Source organism: Sphingobacterium sp. UBA7855 (genome assembly GCA_002500745.1).
GTDB lineage: Bacteria > Bacteroidota > Bacteroidia > Sphingobacteriales > Sphingobacteriaceae > Sphingobacterium.
In genome coordinates, this window is sequence record DLST01000003.1 from 22,509 (window position 1) to 42,983 (window position 20,475).

The 20,475-nt window shown below is 39.4% G+C and carries 19 protein-coding genes; 10 read left to right on the top strand and 9 right to left on the bottom strand.

What is annotated here, in order from left to right; genetic code table 11:
• Positions 1-300 precede the first annotated feature (300 nt).
• The 3 genes from hemC (at position 301) to hemL (ending at position 4,278) form a co-directional block, all read left to right on the top strand.
• Positions 301-1,887, top strand: coding sequence for a hydroxymethylbilane synthase (hemC, locus tag B2107_RS02620; protein ID WP_293952899.1), 1,587 nt, complete (start codon positions 301-303; stop codon positions 1,885-1,887).
• A gap of 93 nt (positions 1,888-1,980) precedes the next feature.
• Positions 1,981-2,964 carry a porphobilinogen synthase gene (gene hemB / locus B2107_RS02625; protein ID WP_293952901.1) on the top strand — a complete coding sequence of 328 codons (984 nt, stop codon included), beginning with the start codon at positions 1,981-1,983 and terminating at the stop codon, positions 2,962-2,964.
• Positions 2,965-2,967: 3 nt separating this feature from the next.
• Positions 2,968-4,278: a glutamate-1-semialdehyde 2,1-aminomutase gene (gene hemL, locus B2107_RS02630; protein WP_293952903.1), complete on the top strand. Its 1,311-nt coding sequence runs from the start codon at positions 2,968-2,970 to the stop codon at positions 4,276-4,278.
• A 97-nt stretch (positions 4,279-4,375) separates the two neighbouring features.
• On the opposite strand, the gene B2107_RS02635 is transcribed toward hemL, so the two are convergent.
• From B2107_RS02635 to B2107_RS02650, 4 genes are read right to left on the bottom strand one after another with little or no spacing between them, the layout of a single operon-like run.
• The gene (locus B2107_RS02635; RefSeq protein ID WP_293952904.1) at positions 4,376-4,921 is read right to left on the bottom strand and encodes a DUF4252 domain-containing protein; all 546 of its coding nucleotides are present in this window, start codon (positions 4,919-4,921) and stop codon (positions 4,376-4,378) included.
• A gap of 5 nt (positions 4,922-4,926) precedes the next feature.
• The gene (locus B2107_RS02640) at positions 4,927-5,448 is read right to left on the bottom strand and encodes a DUF4252 domain-containing protein (RefSeq protein ID WP_293952906.1); all 522 of its coding nucleotides are present in this window, start codon (positions 5,446-5,448) and stop codon (positions 4,927-4,929) included.
• Between the two features lie 6 nt (positions 5,449-5,454).
• Positions 5,455-6,144, bottom strand: a complete 690-nt coding sequence (locus B2107_RS02645; RefSeq protein ID WP_293952908.1) for a hypothetical protein — start codon at positions 6,142-6,144, stop codon at positions 5,455-5,457.
• Between the two features lie 42 nt (positions 6,145-6,186).
• Entirely contained in the window at positions 6,187-6,702 is a 516-nt protein-coding gene (locus tag B2107_RS02650) for an RNA polymerase sigma factor (protein ID WP_293952910.1), read from the bottom strand.
• A gap of 271 nt (positions 6,703-6,973) precedes the next feature.
• Here B2107_RS02650 and B2107_RS02655 point away from each other — a divergent pair, with 271 nt between their 5' ends.
• Entirely contained in the window at positions 6,974-7,810 is an 837-nt protein-coding gene (locus B2107_RS02655) for a hypothetical protein (protein ID WP_293952912.1), read from the top strand.
• A gap of 95 nt (positions 7,811-7,905) precedes the next feature.
• On the opposite strand, the gene B2107_RS02660 is transcribed toward B2107_RS02655, so the two are convergent.
• Positions 7,906-9,198, bottom strand: coding sequence for a DUF3472 domain-containing protein (locus tag B2107_RS02660; RefSeq protein WP_293952914.1), 1,293 nt, complete (start codon positions 9,196-9,198; stop codon positions 7,906-7,908).
• A 358-nt stretch (positions 9,199-9,556) separates the two neighbouring features.
• Between B2107_RS02660 and B2107_RS02665 the strand changes: the two genes are divergently transcribed.
• Complete coding sequence (locus B2107_RS02665; protein ID WP_293952916.1) at positions 9,557-9,691, top strand: hypothetical protein; 135 nt, start codon at positions 9,557-9,559, stop codon at positions 9,689-9,691.
• A 433-nt stretch (positions 9,692-10,124) separates the two neighbouring features.
• On the opposite strand, the gene argC is transcribed toward B2107_RS02665, so the two are convergent.
• The 3 genes from argC to B2107_RS02680 all read right to left on the bottom strand — a co-directional run bounded on the left by argC (position 10,125) and on the right by B2107_RS02680 (position 13,287).
• Positions 10,125-11,138, bottom strand: a complete 1,014-nt coding sequence (argC, locus tag B2107_RS02670) for an N-acetyl-gamma-glutamyl-phosphate reductase (RefSeq protein ID WP_293952918.1) — start codon at positions 11,136-11,138, stop codon at positions 10,125-10,127.
• Between the two features lie 105 nt (positions 11,139-11,243).
• Positions 11,244-12,428 carry an argininosuccinate synthase gene (gene argG, locus B2107_RS02675; protein ID WP_209577777.1) on the bottom strand — a complete coding sequence of 395 codons (1,185 nt, stop codon included), beginning with the start codon at positions 12,426-12,428 and terminating at the stop codon, positions 11,244-11,246.
• A gap of 142 nt (positions 12,429-12,570) precedes the next feature.
• Entirely contained in the window at positions 12,571-13,287 is a 717-nt protein-coding gene (locus B2107_RS02680) for a GNAT family N-acetyltransferase (protein ID WP_293952919.1), read from the bottom strand.
• Between the two features lie 576 nt (positions 13,288-13,863).
• Here B2107_RS02680 and B2107_RS02685 point away from each other — a divergent pair.
• Positions 13,864-14,127 carry a hypothetical protein gene (locus B2107_RS02685; protein WP_293884674.1) on the top strand — a complete coding sequence of 88 codons (264 nt, stop codon included), beginning with the start codon at positions 13,864-13,866 and terminating at the stop codon, positions 14,125-14,127.
• A 24-nt stretch (positions 14,128-14,151) separates the two neighbouring features.
• On the opposite strand, the gene B2107_RS02690 is transcribed toward B2107_RS02685, so the two are convergent.
• Positions 14,152-16,260, bottom strand: a complete 2,109-nt coding sequence (locus tag B2107_RS02690) for a S9 family peptidase (protein ID WP_293952921.1) — start codon at positions 16,258-16,260, stop codon at positions 14,152-14,154.
• A gap of 338 nt (positions 16,261-16,598) precedes the next feature.
• Between B2107_RS02690 and B2107_RS02695 the strand changes: the two genes are divergently transcribed.
• The 4 genes from B2107_RS02695 to recA all read left to right on the top strand — a co-directional run bounded on the left by B2107_RS02695 (position 16,599) and on the right by recA (position 20,430).
• The gene (locus B2107_RS02695) at positions 16,599-18,224 is read left to right on the top strand and encodes a S8 family serine peptidase (RefSeq protein WP_293952923.1); all 1,626 of its coding nucleotides are present in this window, start codon (positions 16,599-16,601) and stop codon (positions 18,222-18,224) included.
• Positions 18,225-18,304: 80 nt separating this feature from the next.
• A complete protein-coding gene (locus B2107_RS02700) occupies positions 18,305-18,496 on the top strand; it encodes a hypothetical protein (protein ID WP_209577767.1) in 192 nt (63 codons plus the stop codon).
• 162 nt (positions 18,497-18,658) lie between these two features.
• The gene (gene nth, locus B2107_RS02705; RefSeq protein ID WP_293953263.1) at positions 18,659-19,336 is read left to right on the top strand and encodes an endonuclease III; all 678 of its coding nucleotides are present in this window, start codon (positions 18,659-18,661) and stop codon (positions 19,334-19,336) included.
• Positions 19,337-19,404: 68 nt separating this feature from the next.
• Positions 19,405-20,430, top strand: a complete 1,026-nt coding sequence (gene recA, locus B2107_RS02710) for a recombinase RecA (protein WP_209577765.1) — start codon at positions 19,405-19,407, stop codon at positions 20,428-20,430.
• Positions 20,431-20,475 lie beyond the last annotated feature (45 nt).

A 20,475-nucleotide genomic window follows, 5' to 3' on the forward strand; every position in this document is an offset into this window, starting at 1 on the left:
TGTGCTTAACATACCCTCTAATTCTTGAGTATATTCTGTTTCTGCCGAGTGAAGCTAATCGCTGGCTGTTTTCTTTAAATTTCGGTTTATCAACTATTTCCTGACATATAATGACAGTAACGTGTCAACATATTCCCTCTATTTATTTATTTTTGTTCCAATAAATTGTTTTAAACAAATTTTCCGAAACTGTTCATTTCCGAAGCTGAATTGAATCAATAGCGCGCCCAGTGTGCATAGCATTTGTCGCTATCGGCAGAACATTTTTGTGATCGTTTTAATAGGTAAAGTAAAATTAACGTGAATAGAAAACTAATTATTGGTACCCGGGGAAGTGTTCTTGCCATGTGGCAGGCAAATTTTGTAAAAGATCGATTGGCAGAAATTGGAATTGAAGCAGAATTAAAAGTCATAAAAACACAGGGTGATATCATACAGCATCTTCGTTTGGATAAATTGGAAGGCAAAGGATTTTTCACCAAAGAGCTTGAAGAAGAACTTTTAAGCGGGACCATTGATTTAGCTGTTCACTCTCACAAAGATTTACCTACAGTTAACCCACCGGGATTGATTATTGCAGCGGTTTCTGAGCGCGAAGATCCGTCGGAGCTATTAATTATACATAAAGATTGTGTAGACATTAAAAAGCGTCTTTCATTGAAGCACAATGCGACTGTTGGTACATCATCCAACCGTAGAAAAGCACAGATATCAGCGTTGCGCCCTGATCTGGAGTTTGACGATCTCCGTGGTAACTTGCAGACAAGGATGCAAAAGTTACGCGACGAGCAGTATGACGCTATTGTGCTTGCAAAGGCAGGGATTAGCCGTATTGAAATGGATATCAGTGATTTCCATGTAGAAGAAATCCCTCCTGTTGAAATTATTCCCGCTCCAGCGCAGGGAGTATTAGCGATCCAGATTCGCGAAGTTGATCAGGAGCTATTTGACGCTTTGCAGCCATTGAATAATGAAGAAGTAGCTAAAACAATCGCTGTAGAACGTTTGGTATTGAATAAGTTTGACGCAGGCTGTCATGCTCCGCTTGGCTGTTATTGCCGTAAGAGCGGCGATGAATATGAAGCTTGGGCTTCTATCGCCGAAACAAGTGAAGACTTCCCTGACCGGGTTTACCTGAGAGATACCGACACAATACGTTTAGCAGAGCGCATCTTCAGCAAATATTCAAAGGACAGAAAACTGCCGCAGTCTGTATTCATTTCCCGGGAGGTAGACGAAAACTCCTATTTTGCAAGGTCCATGGCCAAACATAATATTGCAATTGAAGGCCGTTCATTGATTAAAATATTTCCTATCATCAACAAATTGGATCCATTCATTTTGAAACATGTGGATTGGATCATATTTTCAAGTAAAAATGGTATTGAGCACTTCTTCAATTTGGAACCTCGTTTGAGTAAAAAAACTAAGATCGGTGTCATTGGGCGCGGATCTGAAGAGATTTTACGCAAGTATGATCGCGTCGCTGACTTTTCTGGCGACAGCGAGGGGATTAATATGGAAGAAATTGCAAAGAAATTTGCAGAACTGGCAAATGGTGGTACCGTACTTATTCCACGTGCAAAAGAATCTCTGGAAACAATCCAAAAAGCATTGAGTGCTGAAACGAAAATCATCAATATGCCGGTGTATGAAACTGTTTTAGAAGAAAATGTAGATCCATCGAATGCGGAAGTCTTGGTGTTTACGAGCCCAAGTAATGTGGAAGCTTATTTTGCGGACAATCTATTGGAACCTGGCCAGAAAGTAATCTGTATTGGTCGTTCTACAGGCGCAAAATTCGATGCGATGAATGTTTCTTATACACTTCCTTATTCTCCGGATGAAATTGGTCTTTCCGAAGCCGTTTTTGGATTGGAGTATTAGTCATTGGAAAAAGCCGTTCGTAAGTCAAACTGAGCTGATGGTTTTACCGCATTTGCATTTAAACAACAATAGATCATAAATAATCTTAATATAATGTTACAACGTCCGAGAAGAAATCGTAAATCTGCCGTGATTCGCGACATGATTCAAGAGACACGTTTAGACGCGTCAAATTTGATTTTCCCACTTTTTATCGTCGATGGGCAAAATCAAAAAACTGAGGTTAAATCGATGCCGGGCATCTATCGCTATTCTATAGACAACCTATTGAAAGAGGTAGAAAGCTGCTTAAAACTGGGTTTACGCTCATTTGATCTTTTCCCAAATATTGAGGAGTCACTAAAAGACAAGTATGCTACAGAAAGCTACCGTGACGGAAGTTTATACCTACGTGCTATTGCCGCTGTCAAGAAAAATTTCCCTGAGGCTTGCATCGTAACAGATGTTGCCATGGATCCTTACAGTAGCGATGGCCACGATGGCATTGTCGAAAACGGTGAAATCCTAAACGATGAGACATTAGAAGTATTGGGTAAAATGGCCTTGGCACATGCACAATCGGGTGCTGATATTATCGCGCCATCGGATATGATGGATGGCCGCATCGGTTACATCCGTGAGCTATTGGACCATAATGGTTTTACCCAAGTTTCTTTGATGTCTTATACGGCAAAATATGCTTCGGCTTATTATGGCCCTTTTAGAGATGCTTTAGGTTCTGCACCTAAACATGGGGACAAGAAAACTTACCAAATGAATCCTGCTAACGCAAAAGAAGCGCTTATCGAAGCCCAGCTTGATGCACAAGAAGGAGCTGATTTTCTAATGGTAAAACCTGGACTTCCCTACTTAGATATCGTTAAACTTCTAGCGGACAACTTCGATCTTCCCATTGCAGTGTATAATGTGAGCGGCGAATATGCGATGTTAAAAGCAGCGATTCAAAATGGATGGTTAGACGAACGTGTCATTCTAGAAACGCTATTAAGTTTCAAACGTGCCGGCGCTACTGCCATCCTATCTTACCACTCCAAAGAAGTATTGGAGAAAGGCTTTATTCCGCATTCAACTATTTAGACTATGCAAGCACCTGATATATCAAGAGCACAATCTGCTGAGCTATTCGAAAAAGCAAAACAATATTTCCCTGGAGGTGTAAACTCTCCTGTTAGGGCCTTCAAATCCGTATATGGTACCCCATTATTTATTGAGCGTGGCGATAAGGCACATCTTTGGGATGCGGACGGGAATGAATTCATCGATTTTTGCTGCTCATGGGGCCCCCTAATTTTAGGGCACAATAATGATCAAGTTCGTGAAGCAGTAGCGGCACAACTCGGCAAAGGCTTAAGTTTTGGCGCTCCAACGGCATTGGAGAACCAACTGGCTGAGTTGATTATCGAAAACAATAGATTTATTGAGAAAATTCGCTTTGTCAGCTCTGGCACCGAGGCTGTAATGTCTGCAATCCGTTTGGCTAGAGGCTATACGAAACGGGATAAGATCATCAAATTTGATGGCTGTTATCATGGGCACTCCGATTCTCTTTTGGTGAAAGCTGGTTCGGGTTTGGTCACCTTTGGTGAAACATCTTCGGCCGGTGTACCTAAAGCATTTGCAGACGAAACCATTGTTATTGAATTAAACGATAAGCAAGCTTTAATAGCTGCATTTGCAGAATTTAAAGATCAGATCGCGGCAGTTATTATTGAGGGTATCCCTGCAAACAATGGACTATTGTTGCAGTCTAAGGAATATATTCACTTCTTGCGTGAGATCACCAAAGAAAATGGTGCGTTGTTGATAATGGATGAAGTGATTACCGGATTCCGGATCGGCTTTGAAGGGGCTTCTGCGTACTATGATATACAACCGGATATTATCACCTATGGAAAAATTATTGGTGGCGGAATGCCTGTCGGCGCTTATGGCGCATCGAAAGAGTTGATGGCTTGTATTTCTCCTGACGGTGCCGTTTACCAAGCCGGAACTTTATCGGGCAATCCAGTTGCCATGGCTGCCGGTATTGCAGCATTGGGCATCTTAGCTCAAAAGGATTTTTACACAAATTTAAATGCCAAAACAGAAGCTTTCGTCAATGATATGCGTGCTTACATTGCCGAGAAAGGATATAAGGTTCAACTTTTCCATGTGGCTTCTATTTTTTGGTTTGCATTCACTGAACAGCAAGAAATTAAAAAAGCCAGTGAGATCGATCCTAAATCAATGGAATCGTATAAAGTAATGCACCGTGAATTGTTAAATCGTGGTGTTTATTTTGGTCCATCTGGATATGAAGTCGGCTTTGTTTCTGACGCACATACGAAAGCGGACCTTGATCAGGCTAAACAACATATTTTTGATGCTTTGGATATTGTCTTTAGCGCATAAAAATCAAACTACTATAAAAAAGCCCTCCATTATTAATATATTAATGGAGGGCTTTTTTATAGGTTAGCGGAAGTTTCGCTTTGAATCAGCGGCCTTATTAAAGTTTGTTGGCCAACTTCTTATCTTTGGACTTCATCTTATTCAGTCCGGCGATAAGTTCATCCAATGAAAACTTGCCTTTGATATCCATGAATACACTTTCGTCTTCATTGTCGTGGACCAGTAGTGAAACACGCTCAATAACATTATTTTTATCAATACGGGCGTTCAATGATATTTCTTGTCCATCGGTATTAACAACCAAAAGTTCCTCAAATTTATTCTTCCTTAAAAACTTATGGTAGTCGTCTAAAATACGTGCATTCTTTGTTTTATCATTATTAGAAAGCGTCAGCATTCTGAACTTCTTCAATTTCTTTACAATTTCGGCCATTGCACGGGCATCTTCATCACTTCCATCCTTTAAGGCTTTTTTCATAAAGGGTTTTGTTAACCAAATCGGTAAATTAATGGCAACAATCTCCGCATCGTCAGATACATTAGACCGGCTGATGAAATCCATATTGGAAGTTTTTTTTATCATGCAGGACTGCATGGACAGAAGCAGTCCAACGAGACATAACAAGGTTAGTAATCTTTTCATAATTCTTATTTTTTCTCGTTATCGCCTTTATTCTTATTGGCTTTATTATTGCCTTCATTGACCAAGTTAGTCACGTCTTTCAACGGTATTTCCCCATCAAGGATCATAAATAGATTTTGTCCATCTCCGTTGATTGTGAGTAGAAGATTGTTTAAAATATCAGCATTTACAGACATATTTTCCACCATAAACCGAATATCTTGACCTTCGCTGTTGAGCGACATGAGTTCCTCATATTTTAAATTGGAAACCGCCCCCCGGATAATATCTGTCAAGGCTTTATCTTCACCATCCTCAACAATAAGCATACGCAGTGATTTAACGTTCTTTAGCAGCGGGCTGATCGTCTGCATATCATCATCGTCTATTTTCAAATTACCCAACAGTTTGAACATCGGTGCTCCAATTTTAAGTGTTGTTACACCTTTCTTTCCCTGATATTGTTCAAATAGCTTATCCAATTTTGAAATTTGCGCATTTGCCATACTTGCTACAAGTAGAAGGCAAGCTATAAAAAAACCTTTCATATTATTTTAGTTAATTGTTATTGACATTTGTTTTATGTTCATTGCTTTATCTACGCCATTTTCCAGATTATTTGCCAGCAAGCCCAATGACTTTAAAGTCAATTCGACGGCTTCCTGCTCGTTAGTAACAGGCTTGCCGTTCAAGACAACATAATCTGCTTGATAGGCCTCTGCTGTTTTCGATTCCAAACTTTCAGTTGCCACTTCCTTCTTCCCTATCCCATTTTCGGTTTGTTTTTCAACTCTTGGACGTTTGACTGTCTCTGCTGTCTGTAATGTTTTAGTACGCTTAACTACCTGAATCCTATCTTCAGCAGGAGGATGCACTATTTCTGTGCTCGGATGTTCGACGGGCACATTGTCCGCTGGTTTGCGATTATTTATTTCCTTTTCGGCGAGTAAAGGCGATTGTATTGCTGATTGCTGGTTTAGAAATAATGCTAAGCCTATACCCATCAAAAGCACTGCCGCTGCCGCGTATTTTATCCAGCTGTAATTCCACCATATATTCTCTTTTTTAATTTCGTTGCTCTTGCCTTCAAAATCCTCGAAGGACCATTCCATCTTGAGACTCTTCTCTTCGTTCAATGACTGAAAAAAGAAATCCTCCGAATTTTTCAATTCTTTTTCTTCCTCTAATGACGACTGCCCATTAAAGTATTTGTCTTTCAATTCCTTTAACCTTTTATCTTCCATCACGCTATATCTTATTGTTCGTTGATCTGAAAACCATAACACCTATTTTTTATCGGAATAAATGCGCGCGGTTTCGTAATCGAATAATTTTGTCAACTGCTCTTTCACCTTTTGTCTTGCGCGCATCAGATTAACCCGCACTGCCGACTCGCCCATTTCCAGTACCTCAGCGATTTCATCAATGTCATAGTCCTCAACATCGCGCAGATGCATCACAAGCCGTTGTTTTTCGGGAAGAGAATTGATCATCTTGACGATAATTTCCTTTGTATTTCCAATAGTATACTCTGTTGTCGACACCGCCTGATATTGATTGACATAATCCGATCTAACCTTATCTTTTTTAATCCGATTTAATGCCTCATTTTTTACACTCTGCATGCAAAAAGCTTCCATATTTTTATATTGAAGCAACTGATCTTTTAATTGCCACAACCGCATCATCACATTCTGTACCGCATCAAAAGCTTCATCATCATCGACCAAGATCCGTTTCGCGAAGCGAAATAGCTTATCCTTATGGATGAAAACGGTATTTTTAAATTGCTCTTGGTTCATGCTATCGTCAATATTGAGATTTACTCTGTTTTAGTTTCTAATCGGCTTTTGCACCATCTCAATATCACCTCCGCCTTTTATATCATCAAGACATTTCAGCATATTGATTTATTACATCTAATATGACTATTTTTTTAAGATTATTTATTTCACAGTAGATTATTCCTAAATCAGCATTGAAAAAGCCCTATTTTAACCTTATTACAAACAAAACATAGTTACCAACTGTTACTTGATATGCTGAATGATTAAAAAATTAAACAGAAAAATTATGAAGTACTACAGAATTACAGGTATTACTGCTGCATTAGCGTTGATGGCTGGCGCTATCGGATGTAACAACTCCTCGACAAAAAGTACAGATAGGGCTGACTCAAGCAGCAGTATGGACACCAATACCGCACAAAAAATGGACGCTATCACGGTTAGTCCGATTGCAGACTCCAAAGAATTTCCTGGAGCTGATCTACAGATCGCGTCGATCACTGCAGAAAAGGTAGGAACAGACTCCGCAAAAGTAACTGTAAAATATGCGGTTAAGAATTTCAAATTGACTGAGATGACCGATGATGCCCATGCTGCCCATATGGCAAATTCGCATGATGGACAACATATTCATTTTATTTTAGACAATAAACCTTACACGGCTCTTTACAAGCCCGAGAACTCTGTAACAGTACCGTTAAATTCGGAACATTACCTGCTCTCATTTTTATCAAGATCCTATCATGAATCCATAAAAACCACTGAAGCTTCTAAATTGGTAAAATTTAAGATTGATGCAACGGGTAAATTGACAACAGATGCGATGCCAAAGGAACCATCACTATTCTATTCTCGACCTAAAGGTGAGTACAAAGGTGATGAAACAAAAAATCTACTGTTGGATTTTTATTTGGTCAATACTAAACTTGCACCAGATGGAAATAAGGTCGTAGCGGATATCAATGGGCAGACATTTACATTGGATAAATGGGGTCCTTACGAAATAAAAGGCTTACCATTAGGTGATACTAAGGTAAAACTAACTTTGGTAGATAAAGAAGGTAATGCTGTTACTGGAGATAACGTTTCGGTAGAACGTGATATCAAACTGTCTGAAAAATAAATTGACGGCTGTCCTAAACACAAAAGAGTCNNGACTCTTTTGTGTTTAGGACAAACTTTGAGCGAAAAAAAGAGATTGTCTGTAATCTTTTTTGATTAAGGCAGTTTGTCAAAATTAATTTTCGGTGCATTATTTTTATGCTGGAATTCAAACTTACTTCCTGGCTTAACAACGTCATTAAAGAAACCACCATTTCTAAGGAAGTACCCTTTTTTGGTAATGCCGCCGATTGCATCAATGCGTTGATTTGCACGATAGGTATTATCGACACTAAAAGAAGCCTCCTGTACAGCTTTCCATTGTCCATCATAGACCCATTGATTGCCAAACTCAACCTTTCTACCCAGGTAGCCTTGATTAGGACTAAAGTTCTCTAAGAAACTATGGAATCGTTTGAGGTAGGTGTTTGTCTGCGGACGTTTGAAGCTTGCGATCAAATTCCATGCATGCTCTTCGGGTACAAAAAACCAAGCCGTATAATCAGTATTCCCTTTTCCATCGGGCACGCCTTTCAAGAGAAACTTATAGGTTACCCCTGCCTTCCAAAAGTACTTACGGTAACTCTGTCCGCCCGACCCTTCATTTCCAAACTCACCCGAATGCACATCCTTTCCTTTTTTTAGTAGATGGATTTTTTGTTCCTCCGGAATACTTTTCGGATCATCTGTGTGGAATGGACTCCATACGGAAAATAAGATACGTCGCTCGGTTTCTGAATTAACCTGTATACCAAAGTAGCCTTCGCCAAAACCATTCGCCATAAAATAGGACCCAATTTTATCTTCTCCTTGAGGGACGGTTACTTCGTTATAATAGTAACTAACGTTTCCCTCCGTAGGAACAGTATAATTTAGATGACAAGAAGGGCCTCTTCTGGACCAATAGTAATACTCAGGATCATTGGAAAATAGAAGACCTTCCGAAGCCGCTTCGCCGCTTACAAGCAATTCGGTTACATTGGCAAAATTGCTTCCCGATTTACTTAAGCCCTTTAAATTTACCTGAACGTAACCGGGCGATGTTACATCAATGGAAAAAGGCGCTGTTTCCGACAGCGCAGTACTTTCCACATTCACGATCGCCTTTTTTCCTAAAGCGTCTACTGCTATTTTGGATTTTCCAGCATCGTTTTTTGCCTTCAGTTTCAAATTCAATTTCCCCGCCTTTTGAGCCCTAAAATACACCGATACCACTTCCTGATCGCTTGACCATTTTACAAGGCCATTACGACCTGAAATTTCTGCTTCACCAGCTTGTCCTGCGGTAATGAAAGCATTCCCAGCAAGTGGTACGGCATAAGTCTTCCCTACTGCCTGCGCTATACTGCTTATCGAAAGGCAGGATAAAACTCCCATAAAGAGATACTGGATAAAGTGTTTTCTTTTCATACTTTATTTTTTTTATCAATTTATATATCAAACCTAGGCTAGTTATACGACCTGCGGTTATTCATGCTTGCCATCAATTCGAGATGCTGCTATACTCGAATACTTCACGAAACCAAACTCCTTTAGCTATTTTGAAACTCAATTTATCAGCTATCTTTCCGTTGCACTTTACTATTGAATAAGGATCTTATCGGTTCTTGAGCTGGATTATTGTATGAAGATAAGATTTAGATTTACAGAAAAAGAAAGGAAATGTATATCAATCGATTGTGTAAAATTTATCTAAGTACATGACAAAATTTATAACAACTTCTGTCAATAGATCCACAATCTAAGCTTGTACATCAACATCTGTACGATGGTACAACGCATCTTTCTACTTTCCTCGGCCCTCATTACCTTCACGATACAAATATGCACCCTAAATCAAGCGATGTCAATAGCAGCAGACAGCGGCGAAGAAATACGCCCAAATCCGATGGAAAACGGTTAAAAATGACACCTAAACACGGGGAGCCCTGACCTCAACAAGAGTGATCCTTGAGCTTAACAAGGGCTAAGGTAGGGTGATCCTTTAGTCGATGTAGTATGTTTCTTGTGTCAAGCTTGAGTGAAGCATAAAATTGCGGGTTTTCCAACCCTGACTTTTTCTTATCCCGATCCCAGGTTGAACGTGGTTCCACCTGTAAGATAGACTAAGTTTATCGGAACCTGTGTTGCATGGCTGAGATTAAGAATATACGAGTGGAGCTATAAGATAGACAACACACTGTCTTTGGCGGGAATGACATAAAAAAAGTGAAGGATCCACCCTTCACTTTTCCACACGATGTTAATAAAATGTTGAAAACCTCATTTCGTTTTTAAGGTGATCCCTCAAGTTACTCACAACTTGTTGATATTGCTGTTTGATATCTTAAAAATAGCTAAAAACCAACACTTTTCAAGTTTAATCCTGTACGTTCGTCCAAACCGAACATTAAGTTCATATTTTGCACTGCCTGTCCAGATGCCCCTTTCAGTAGATTATCTGTTGCATTTAAAATAAGTAACTTATTTCCGTGCTTTTCGAGGTGGATAATACTTTTATTGGTGTTGACAACCTGCTTGAGATCGATATTTTTTTTGCTGACATGCGTAAAAGGGTGGGCTGCATAATACGTGTCGTATACTTCGTAAGCCTCTTCTTCGGACAAGTCCGTATCAACATAAATTGCCGAAAAAATTCCTCTTGCAAAATCACCACGTTGCGGCACAAAATTAATTCTTTCAGCGGCACGTTCCAGCAACGACCTATTTGACACAGGTAAAAACCCCTCTTGAAGCTGATCCAGTGACTCGGAAATTTCCTGCAAATGCTGGTGCTCAAAAGATTTGTAAGCAGAAAGGTTATTGTTGCGCCAAGAAAAATGTGTCGTCGCTCCTGGCTTTTGTCCTGCTCCTGTTGATCCAGTTGTTGCATTCACATGGATTTGGTCTGGCAACAAACCTTTACTAGCCAATGGCAATAAAGCCAGTTGGATATTTGTAGCAAAGCATCCTGGATTCGCAATATATTGAGCTGCTTTGATTGCTTCTTTGTTTAGTTCGGGAAGCCCGTATACAAATTGCTGTCCTTGATAAGCCGTATTCGCCCGGAGCCGGTAATCTTGAGAAAGATCAATAATCTTTACGGAAGCATCTACTGTATTTGCATCTAAAAATTTGCGTGCATCACCATGACCAACACATAAAAACAAGACATCAATATCGGCGTGAAAGTCCGCAGAGAAGCTCAATTCAGTATCACCAAATAAATCATTGTGAACTTCATATAACTTATTTCCTGCATTGGAAGCACTATTGGCAAATACGATTTCCACCTCAGGATGATAAATCAATACGCGTAATAATTCACCACCGGTATATCCTGCCGAACCAATTATTCCTACTCTTATCATTTTCTTGAATTTAGTATTTAGGTATGCGTTATAAAAAGTCGTGCAATGTATTTTTTCCAACGAATTTTACCGTAGGAAAAAACACATTGCGTAAACAGAGGTAATTTATTTTTGATTCACTTTATGCCAAATGATCGTTTGATTTCCAAAGATTTTGGAGAAACCTTTCACATCATCACCTGTATAGCCTTTATTCATTTCACCGTAGCTACCAAATTTATTGGACATCAAATCATGCTCGGACTCGACACCAATAACGACAAAACGGTATGGATGAAGTTCTACGATCACGCGGCCAGTCACAGTCTCTTGTGAGGATTGCAAGAATGCTTCAATATCGCGCATCACAGGATCGTGCATCTGTCCTTCGTGCATATAATTACCGTAGAAAGCAGCGATCTGATCTTTCCAGGATAATTGCCATTTGGTTAAGGTATGCTTTTCCAAGGTGTGATGTGCCTTAATTAGAATCACTGAAGCTGCAGCTTCAAAACCTACACGTCCCTTGATACCGATGATTGTATCTCCGACATGAATATCACGACCGATACCATAAGGTTGAGCAATGGCTTGCAATTCTTGAATGACCTTAACAGAAGCCATTTTCTCTCCGTTTAGAGCAACTGGTTCACCCTTTTCAAAATCTATTGTAATTTGCTGTGGTTCTGAAGAAGTAACTGGAGTTGGCCAAGCTGATTCAGGCAAATATTGATTGGATGTCAATGTTTCTGCTCCACCAACAGAAGTACCCCAAAGGCCCTTATTGATCGAATATTTCGCTTTTTCAGCGGAGTATTCAACCCCATGTTTGTTCAAATATTCTATTTCGGCTTCACGCGACAATTGTAGGTCACGGATAGGTGTAATAATTTCAACCCCTGGGATTAACGTCTGGAAAATCATATCAAAACGCACCTGATCATTCCCTGCACCTGTAGATCCATGAGCAACACATTCAGCACCGATTTGCTTTGCATAATTTGCAATAGCAGTAGCCTGACATACACGCTCTGCAGAAACTGACAATGGGTAAGTCGCATTCTTTAGCACATTACCGAAAATCAAGTATTTAATAGTTTCGCGGTAATAGTCTGCTGTTTCGTCAATCGCCGTATGTGATTTTACACCTAATGCATAAGCACGTGCTTCAATATTCTTCAATTCTTCATCCGAAAAACCACCTGTATTTACAACGACCGAATGAACCTCTAAACCTAAATCTTGCGTAAGATAAATACAACAAAACGAAGTATCTAATCCTCCGCTGAATGCTAAAACTACTTTTTTCATTGAGATAAATTGTTTTTTTATTATGCTGAAACTCTTCTTAAGCGACCGGCTCAAATTAAGCCTGAAGCTAGCTGTTTCATCACTGTTCATTATTTATTTTCAATGGCTGCTAGGCCAGTTGACATACTATGCATGAAACTTATCAAAATCCTTTTGCGACTTTTTTGTGCTTAGACAAATTGATAGAGGCAAACTTATTTGCCGATTTCCAGAACTTCGCCTGTATACGTTTTAATAACGATTGTTTTTGTGTAATTCTTTCCAAGCGTTCCTTGGCCTCATGCTTGCGCTGGATCTTCTCACGCAATTCACGCTCTTTTTCTTCCGGGTCCCAAAGCATGGCTGTGCACATGCAATTTTTACGGTCTTTACTCATCAGAATTTCATAGTTGACACAACTCTGACAGCCTTTCCAAAATTCATCATCTGTAGTCAGTTCAGAATATGGAACCGGTTCATAACCTAATTCCGAATTGATTTTCATTACGGCGAACCCCGTTGTCAAGCCAAAAATCTTTGCTTTGGGGTATTTTTCACGAGATAGGTCGAAGACTCTTTTTTTGATTGCTTTGGCCAAACCTACTTTTCGGAATTCGGGATTGACAATCAGACCGGAGTTGGCAACATAATCGCCATGTCCCCAAGTTTCTATATAACAAAAACCTGCCCATCGGCCATCTTTATGTAAAGCAATCACTGCTTTACCTTCATTCATTTTGTTGGCAACGTACTCTGGTTTACGACGCGCAATACCAGTGCCACGAGCCTTTGCAGACTCGAACATTTCGTCGCAAATAACCTCCGCATAATGTGCATGCTCAGGTTTAGCCGGGATAATTAAAAAATCTGATATAGTCATTGACTTACGACCCTAATAATAAAACAACAACTACCGCCGTGTTTTGTTGACTAACTAAATTAAAATAACGGATTCAAAACCATCGGACAATCATGGTCTTACTTGGAAAGATTCACTACCTCAAATCAAGCCCGAGGTAGTATGGGTCGTCGGAAGCGTAAAACAGGTATTTCTACGAAAATGAAAGCACAGAAGACCTTCTTCATAAACTTTTCAAAAGTTTGAATACAAGAATAATCTTTCTTTTTGTTCTGTTTCATTTTTTTATGATCTGTCAATTGTTTCTGACGATGCAAATGTATAAAAATATTTTTTTCTTTTCCACAATATTCTCATTGATTTTTTGCAAAAATTCAAAATTCAAAATCGAACACAAAAGCTACCATGTAAGCTTCATTTTCAAGCGATTAATCCGCAACAATACGGGACTATACTGCACCCATTAGCGATGTTAATTTGACAATAAAAAAGATAAAGGTTTAAGGCTTTATCAATTGAAATTGTTGTTTTCGCTATTGGTTCGTTATTTTTAGTCAAAAACGATACTTTTGTAAGGATCATTTAACGGAGAGTAATATGTCACCAAGTTTAATTTTCTATATTATTTTTGCGGTCCCTTACATTGTATTTATGTATTGGCTCGTTAAACAGGACAAACATAAGTATGCCTGGGGGATAGCAATCATTACTATCGTTGCCATATTGGCGATCTACGTGTCGCAGAAAGCCAGTAAAGTGGCCATGGACAATTATCAACAGCATCAGATTGATTCGAGAGAAATCGAACGGGAAGAGCGTTTACAAAAACAACAGGATAGTATTAATCATGCTCAACAATAAAAAAAGCGGTATTAACCGCTTTTTTTATTGTTCGCTTGCATCGTTTGGAATAATTCCTTCCAATTTAAAGAGAAAAGCATACGCTAATGCGATTTCCTTTAAATAGTCAAATCGACCAGAGGCTCCACCATGGCCATAATCCATATCTGTTTTCAAAAGTAAAACCGCATCCCCAATTTTTGTTGCCCGCAGTTTGGCCACCCATTTAGCCGGTTCAAAATACTGCACCTGACTATCGTGTAGCCCCGTCGTAACAAGCAAATTTGGATACTCTTTCGATTCAATATTCTCGTAAGGCGAATAGCTTTTCATATAAAAATAAGCCTCCTCTTCATTTGGATTACCCCATTCATCATATTCATTTGTCGTCAACGGTATGGTATCGTCCAGCATGGTATTCACAACGTCCACAAAGGGAACCTGAGCTATAATGCCATGGTATTGCTCGGGTGCAATATTAGCAACTACCCCCATTAGCAGACCTCCAGCACTACCTCCTTGTGCATAGAGATGTTCCGGTGCACAATAATGCTGGTCAATCAAATATTGACCACAATCCACAAAATCATAAAAGGTATTCATCTTCTGCATCATCTTTCCCGATTCATACCACTGACGCCCCATTTCTTCTCCACCTCTAATATGCGCCAAGGCGTAGATAAAGCCACGATCCAGTAAACTCAGTCTATTGCTTGAAAAAGTAGGATCCATCGAAGCTCCATAGGATCCATAGGCGTATTGCAATAAAGGAGCTGTGCCATCCAGTTTGGTTCCTTTCTTATATACAATAGATATAGGTACCTGAACACCGTCTCTTGCAATCGCAAAGATACGTTCGGTGATATAGGCTGCTTGGTCATACCCCCCCAAAACTTCCTGTTGCTTCAATAATACTTTACGCTGTTCGGACATATCATACTCGTAGACCGAGTTTGGCGTTACTAAAGAAGTATAACCATATCGCAGTTTCTGACTATTGTATTCCGCATTTATGGCAGGATATACCGTGTAGGCAACCTCTCCAAAATCCAGATAATGCTGTTGATGACTATTTAAATTATAAATCGCTAATTGAGTCAATCCATTTTTCCGTTCAGCAATCGCCAAAAAATCCTTAAATTCCTCAATATCACTGATCAATACATCTGGTCGATGGTCTAGGAATATTTGCCAATGAATACGCTCGGTACGATCTAATGGACATTGCATGATTCGAAAATTAATAGCCCCATCATTCGTAAGGATTAAAAACCGATCTTCCAACACAACAACAGAATAAAGAACATCGTGGATCCTAGGCTGAAAAACACGAAATGCCGACTGCGGGAAATCCGCATCCAACAACCAGATTTCCGAAGATAAAGTTCCCTCCGAATTGATAAAGATATATTTTCCATTTTTCGATTTACCAACTGCAATATAATTTGTGTTATCTTTTTCTTCATAAACAACCACATCCGAAGCTGGATCACTTCCCAATGTATGCCGCATAATCTTTTCACTGAGCAACGTAATAGGGTTCTTTGCGGTATAAAAAAGGGTTAGGTTATCATTTCCCCAAATTGCCGCCCCCTCGGTATTTCTTATCTGATCGGGAAAAATTGCCCCAGTCTCCAGGTCCTTCACATATATGGTATATTCTCTACGGGAAACGGTATCTACACTAAAAGCAAGCAACCGGTTATCCGGACTCACCGAAAATCCTTTTGCTGTATAATATGCATGTCCCTGAGCAAGCTGGTCAACATCTAGCAACACTTGTTCTTCGGCATCGAGTGTCCCCTTTTTCCGACAGAATTTAAAATATTGTTTTCCCTCTTCCGTCCGGCTATAATAATAGTAGCCGTTTTTGTAATAAGGCACTGACTCGTCTTTTTCTTTAATACGAGATTTAAGTTCATGAAATAAATCTTCCTGCAGGTGCGCAGTATCTTCAAGCATCAAGTTGGTATAAGAATTCTCTCTCTCAAGATAATCAATCACTTCTTGAGCTTTTTCTCCCTTTTTAAAGTAATCGATCATCCAGTAATAATCATCTTGAACAGTATCATTATGCACCTTTCTGATATGGGGATAAACAGCTGCTTTTGGGGCCATCACGTTAGGCCAGTATATTTTTTTATTGTGTTGCATTCTCTTGTAATATGCTATTTTGATAAACTCTTTTTAGGAAACGGCCTGTTTCACTGGAGCAAAACAGCGTTTGTTTAGAAATGGGTTGAATTTAAGATATTTCTTCAACAGTTCGGCGTGAAGGAATAGATTATAAGTACTTTTAATAAAAATTAACAGTTCAGAAGATGCATTAGCATTATCTTTGCTATTCTACTTCAGTCAGGCGTTGTTGCACTTACCTGCGTAAGAAGAACATGGGCAGGAAGAAAATTTAATATAAACAGAATAGCTTATCATGTGTCGTAGCTTCATTGAAAAGAATGAGTGCAGACACCTTAATCAATACTTATTTGCATATGAATTTGAAGAAATCACTATATCTCATTACTTTGGGCGCTTTACCTCTCTTTTCTTTCGGGCAGTCGGACACCATTCCAGCGAATTGGTTCAATCTGGATTATAAAACGGACGGGGTTATGGGAATCAGTACCGAAAAAACCTATAAGACTTTGTTGAAAGGAAAAAAATCTATCCCAGTCATTGTTGGTGTCCTGGATGGTGGGGTGGATATTCATCATGAGGATCTCAAAGATGTGGTGTGGATCAACACGAAAGATAGTCTCTCCAATGGTGTGGACAACGATGGTAATGGCTATATCAACGATAAATACGGCTGGAATTTTATTGGAAATGCTGATGGAAAGAATGTTCAGTTTGACAACTTGGAGTTGACAAGGATGCTTAAAACATTGGATCAAAAATTTGCTAACATTACCGCTGCATCTGAGCTCAATGAGGTAAGCAGAAAAGCCTTCGCCAACTATCGAAAGATGACTGCTGAATATAAAAACAAACTCGAAGAAGCGAAGATGGGACAGTTTTCATATGATGCACTCAAACGCAACATAGATGCTGTTGTCCGTGAAATCGGCAAGAAACCCGAAGAGATTACACAAGAAGATATAGACAATTTTAAGGCAACCTCGAGCACCCAACGAATTGCGCTAGGCTATGCTAAAGATGAAATACAAAATGGTGGCTTTGCCAAATTTTTCGATGATATTACCGAAGGCGCAAAATATTTCAATAACCAGGTAGATTACCATTTAAATAAAACGTACAATTCCCGACCGATCGTTGGAGATGATTACGAAGATGCTTCGGAGCGGTACTATGGTAATGCTGATGTGAAAGGTCCAGATGCATTACATGGAAGCCATGTGGCGGGAATTATTGGCGCAAAACGTAATAACAATATTGGTATTAACGGAGTAGCAGACAATGTTAAGATACTCACCGTTAGACTTGTCCCTGATGGTGATGAGCGCGATAAAGATGTGGCAAATGCGATTCGTTATGCAACAGACAACGGCGCAAAAGTAATTAATATGAGCTTCGGGAAGGGGTACGCGTATAATAAACAGACCGTTGATGATGCCGTCAAATATGCTGAATCAAAAGATGTATTGATGATCCATGCTGCAGGGAATGACAGTGAAGATAACGATATTGAGCCTAATTTTCCGATGAAATATTATACTGATGCAAAAGGGGATACAACCGGCGTTGCCAACGCTTGGATCACAGTAGGCGCAACTGGCCTCCGCCTAGACAACGAGCTTCTCGCAGATTTTTCCAATTATGGTAAAAAAACTGTCGATGTTTTTGCACCTGGTGTGCACATCAATTCAACTATACCAGATTCGAAGTATAAAGAAGAACAGGGTACGAGTATGGCTGCTCCAGTTGTTGCCGGTTTAGCCGCAATGATCCGTTCTTATTATCCAACTTTGAGTGCAGTGGAAACCAAAAGGATTATTATGGAATCAGTGGAAAAGCCAGACCAACTGGTACAAGTGAAAGTTGGTGAAGATGCAACAAAAACGGTTCGCCTATCCGATATATCCGTCACTGGCGGTATTGTCAATGCCTATAATGCTATCATTAAAGCAGAGGAATATACAAACAGAAAGAAAAAATAAATATTTTCTCGTTTTTTATACCAAAACCACCTTTTGTCCGTTTAATTATTTAACTTACAGAGACAAAACACAAGATGCTTATGGTAGAAAATTTTACCCAATCAGAAAACGAAGTTCAAAATTTGATCACCCAAAATGAAAAGGTAATGACAGACGAGGACATTGAAAATGAATTAAAACTTCAATTACCAAAAATGTTGCTTCATCCAAGCAAAAGATGTATTAAGAATATCCTCGCATATTCTAAACAACTGGAAAAAAGAAAAGCCTAATCTCGGAGATTAGGCTTTTCTTTTTAAACTTACACAACCAGTACCATACAGTGTAAACCAGCTACATTATTTTTGCGCTATGTAATTTAACGATAGATTATTCCCCATGTAATGCATTCCAAAATTTCTTTTTTGATGGAAATTTTGGCTAGTTTTGAAGCAATGTTAAAACAAGAACGATACAAGGCTTTTGTAGATTATTTCTCCAAAAATAGTCCTGATGCACAGACAGAACTCAATTATGGCAATGCATTTGAATTACTTGTTGCGGTTATTTTATCTGCGCAGTGTACAGATAAAAGAATCAATCAGGTCACGCCCAAATTATTCGAGCGCTACCCCGATGCACATAGTTTGGCAGCTTCTAGCGTAGATGAAGTATTTAGTTATATACGATCAGTAAGCTATCCGAATAACAAAGCGAAACACCTTGTGGGCATGGCTAAAATGCTGATTGATCAGTTCGATAATAAGGTGCCGGAAAAAATCGAGGACCTGGTGAAACTTCCGGGCGTCGGTCGAAAAACCGCTAACGTCATTTCATCTGTCGTCTACCATAATCCAGCTATGGCCGTAGACACACATGTTTTCCGTGTTGCAAATCGTTTAGGTCTAACCTATCGCGCCACAACACCGTTGGCCGTGGAAAAGCAGCTGGTAAAAAATCTACCTAAAGATACGATCGCGATCGCCCATCATTGGCTAATCTTACATGGACGTTATATTTGTCTGGCCCGAAAGCCAATGTGTGAGAAATGCCCGATCACTTATATGTGCAAATATTTTGAAAAAAACCATCGTATCAAAAGTATTTCGGATGAGCTAGAAATAAAAAGCTAATTTTTTTAGTGAATAATACTTGGTTTATGATTTTTAATTTTTAATTTTGAGAAATATATACTAAAAATATGAGCAACACAGATAAACTAAAAGCGTTACAGCTGACGTTAGATAAATTAGAGAAGAACTTTGGAAAAGGTTCAATTATGAAATTGGGAGATACTGCTGTTGAGCCTATTGAGGCTATTTCTACAGGATCTCTTGGTTTGGATATCGCCTTAGGGATCGGTGGTGTACCAAAAGGCCGTATCATTGAAATATATGGACCTGAATCTTCAGGTAAAACTACTTTAGCAACACACATTGTTGCCGAAGCACAGAAAAAAGGCGGTATTGCAGCTATCATCGATGCTGAACATGCTTTTGATAAATACTACGCTCAAAAATTAGGTGTAGATGTGGAGAACTTATTGATTTCTCAACCAGATAACGGTGAGCAAGGTTTAGAAATTGCGGATAACCTAATCCGTTCTGGAGCAATCGACGTCATTGTTATTGACTCCGTGGCAGCTTTGGTACCAAAAGGCGAAATCGAAGGTGAAATGGGCGACTCTAAGATGGGACTTCAAGCTCGTTTAATGTCTCAAGCTTTACGTAAGCTGACGGGTACAATTTCAAAAACAAACTGCTGTTGTATTTTCATTAACCAGCTGCGCGAAAAAATTGGTGTGATGTTTGGTAACCCAGAAACGACAACGGGTGGTAATGCACTTAAATTCTATTCTTCTGTTCGTTTAGATATCCGTCGCACATCACAGATCAAAGACTCTGATGAAGTATCGGGTAACCGCGTAAAAGTAAAGATTGTAAAAAATAAAGTAGCCCCTCCATTCCGTATCGCAGAATTTGATATCATTTTTGGTGAAGGTATCTCTAAGGTCGGTGAAATCATTGATCTGGGTGTTGAATACGGTATCATCAAAAAGGCAGGCTCTTGGTTTAGCTATGGTGACACGAAACTAGGACAAGGCCGGGATGCTGTCAAATCCTTGTTATTCGACAACCCCGATTTAATGGATGAACTTGAGGGAAAAATCCGCGCCGAGGTAACAGGAGAAGATCCGATGCTTAACGTTGAGGAAAACGAAGACTAGTTGCTGTAAAAATTAGTATAATGTAGGTAGCCATTCTATATAGGA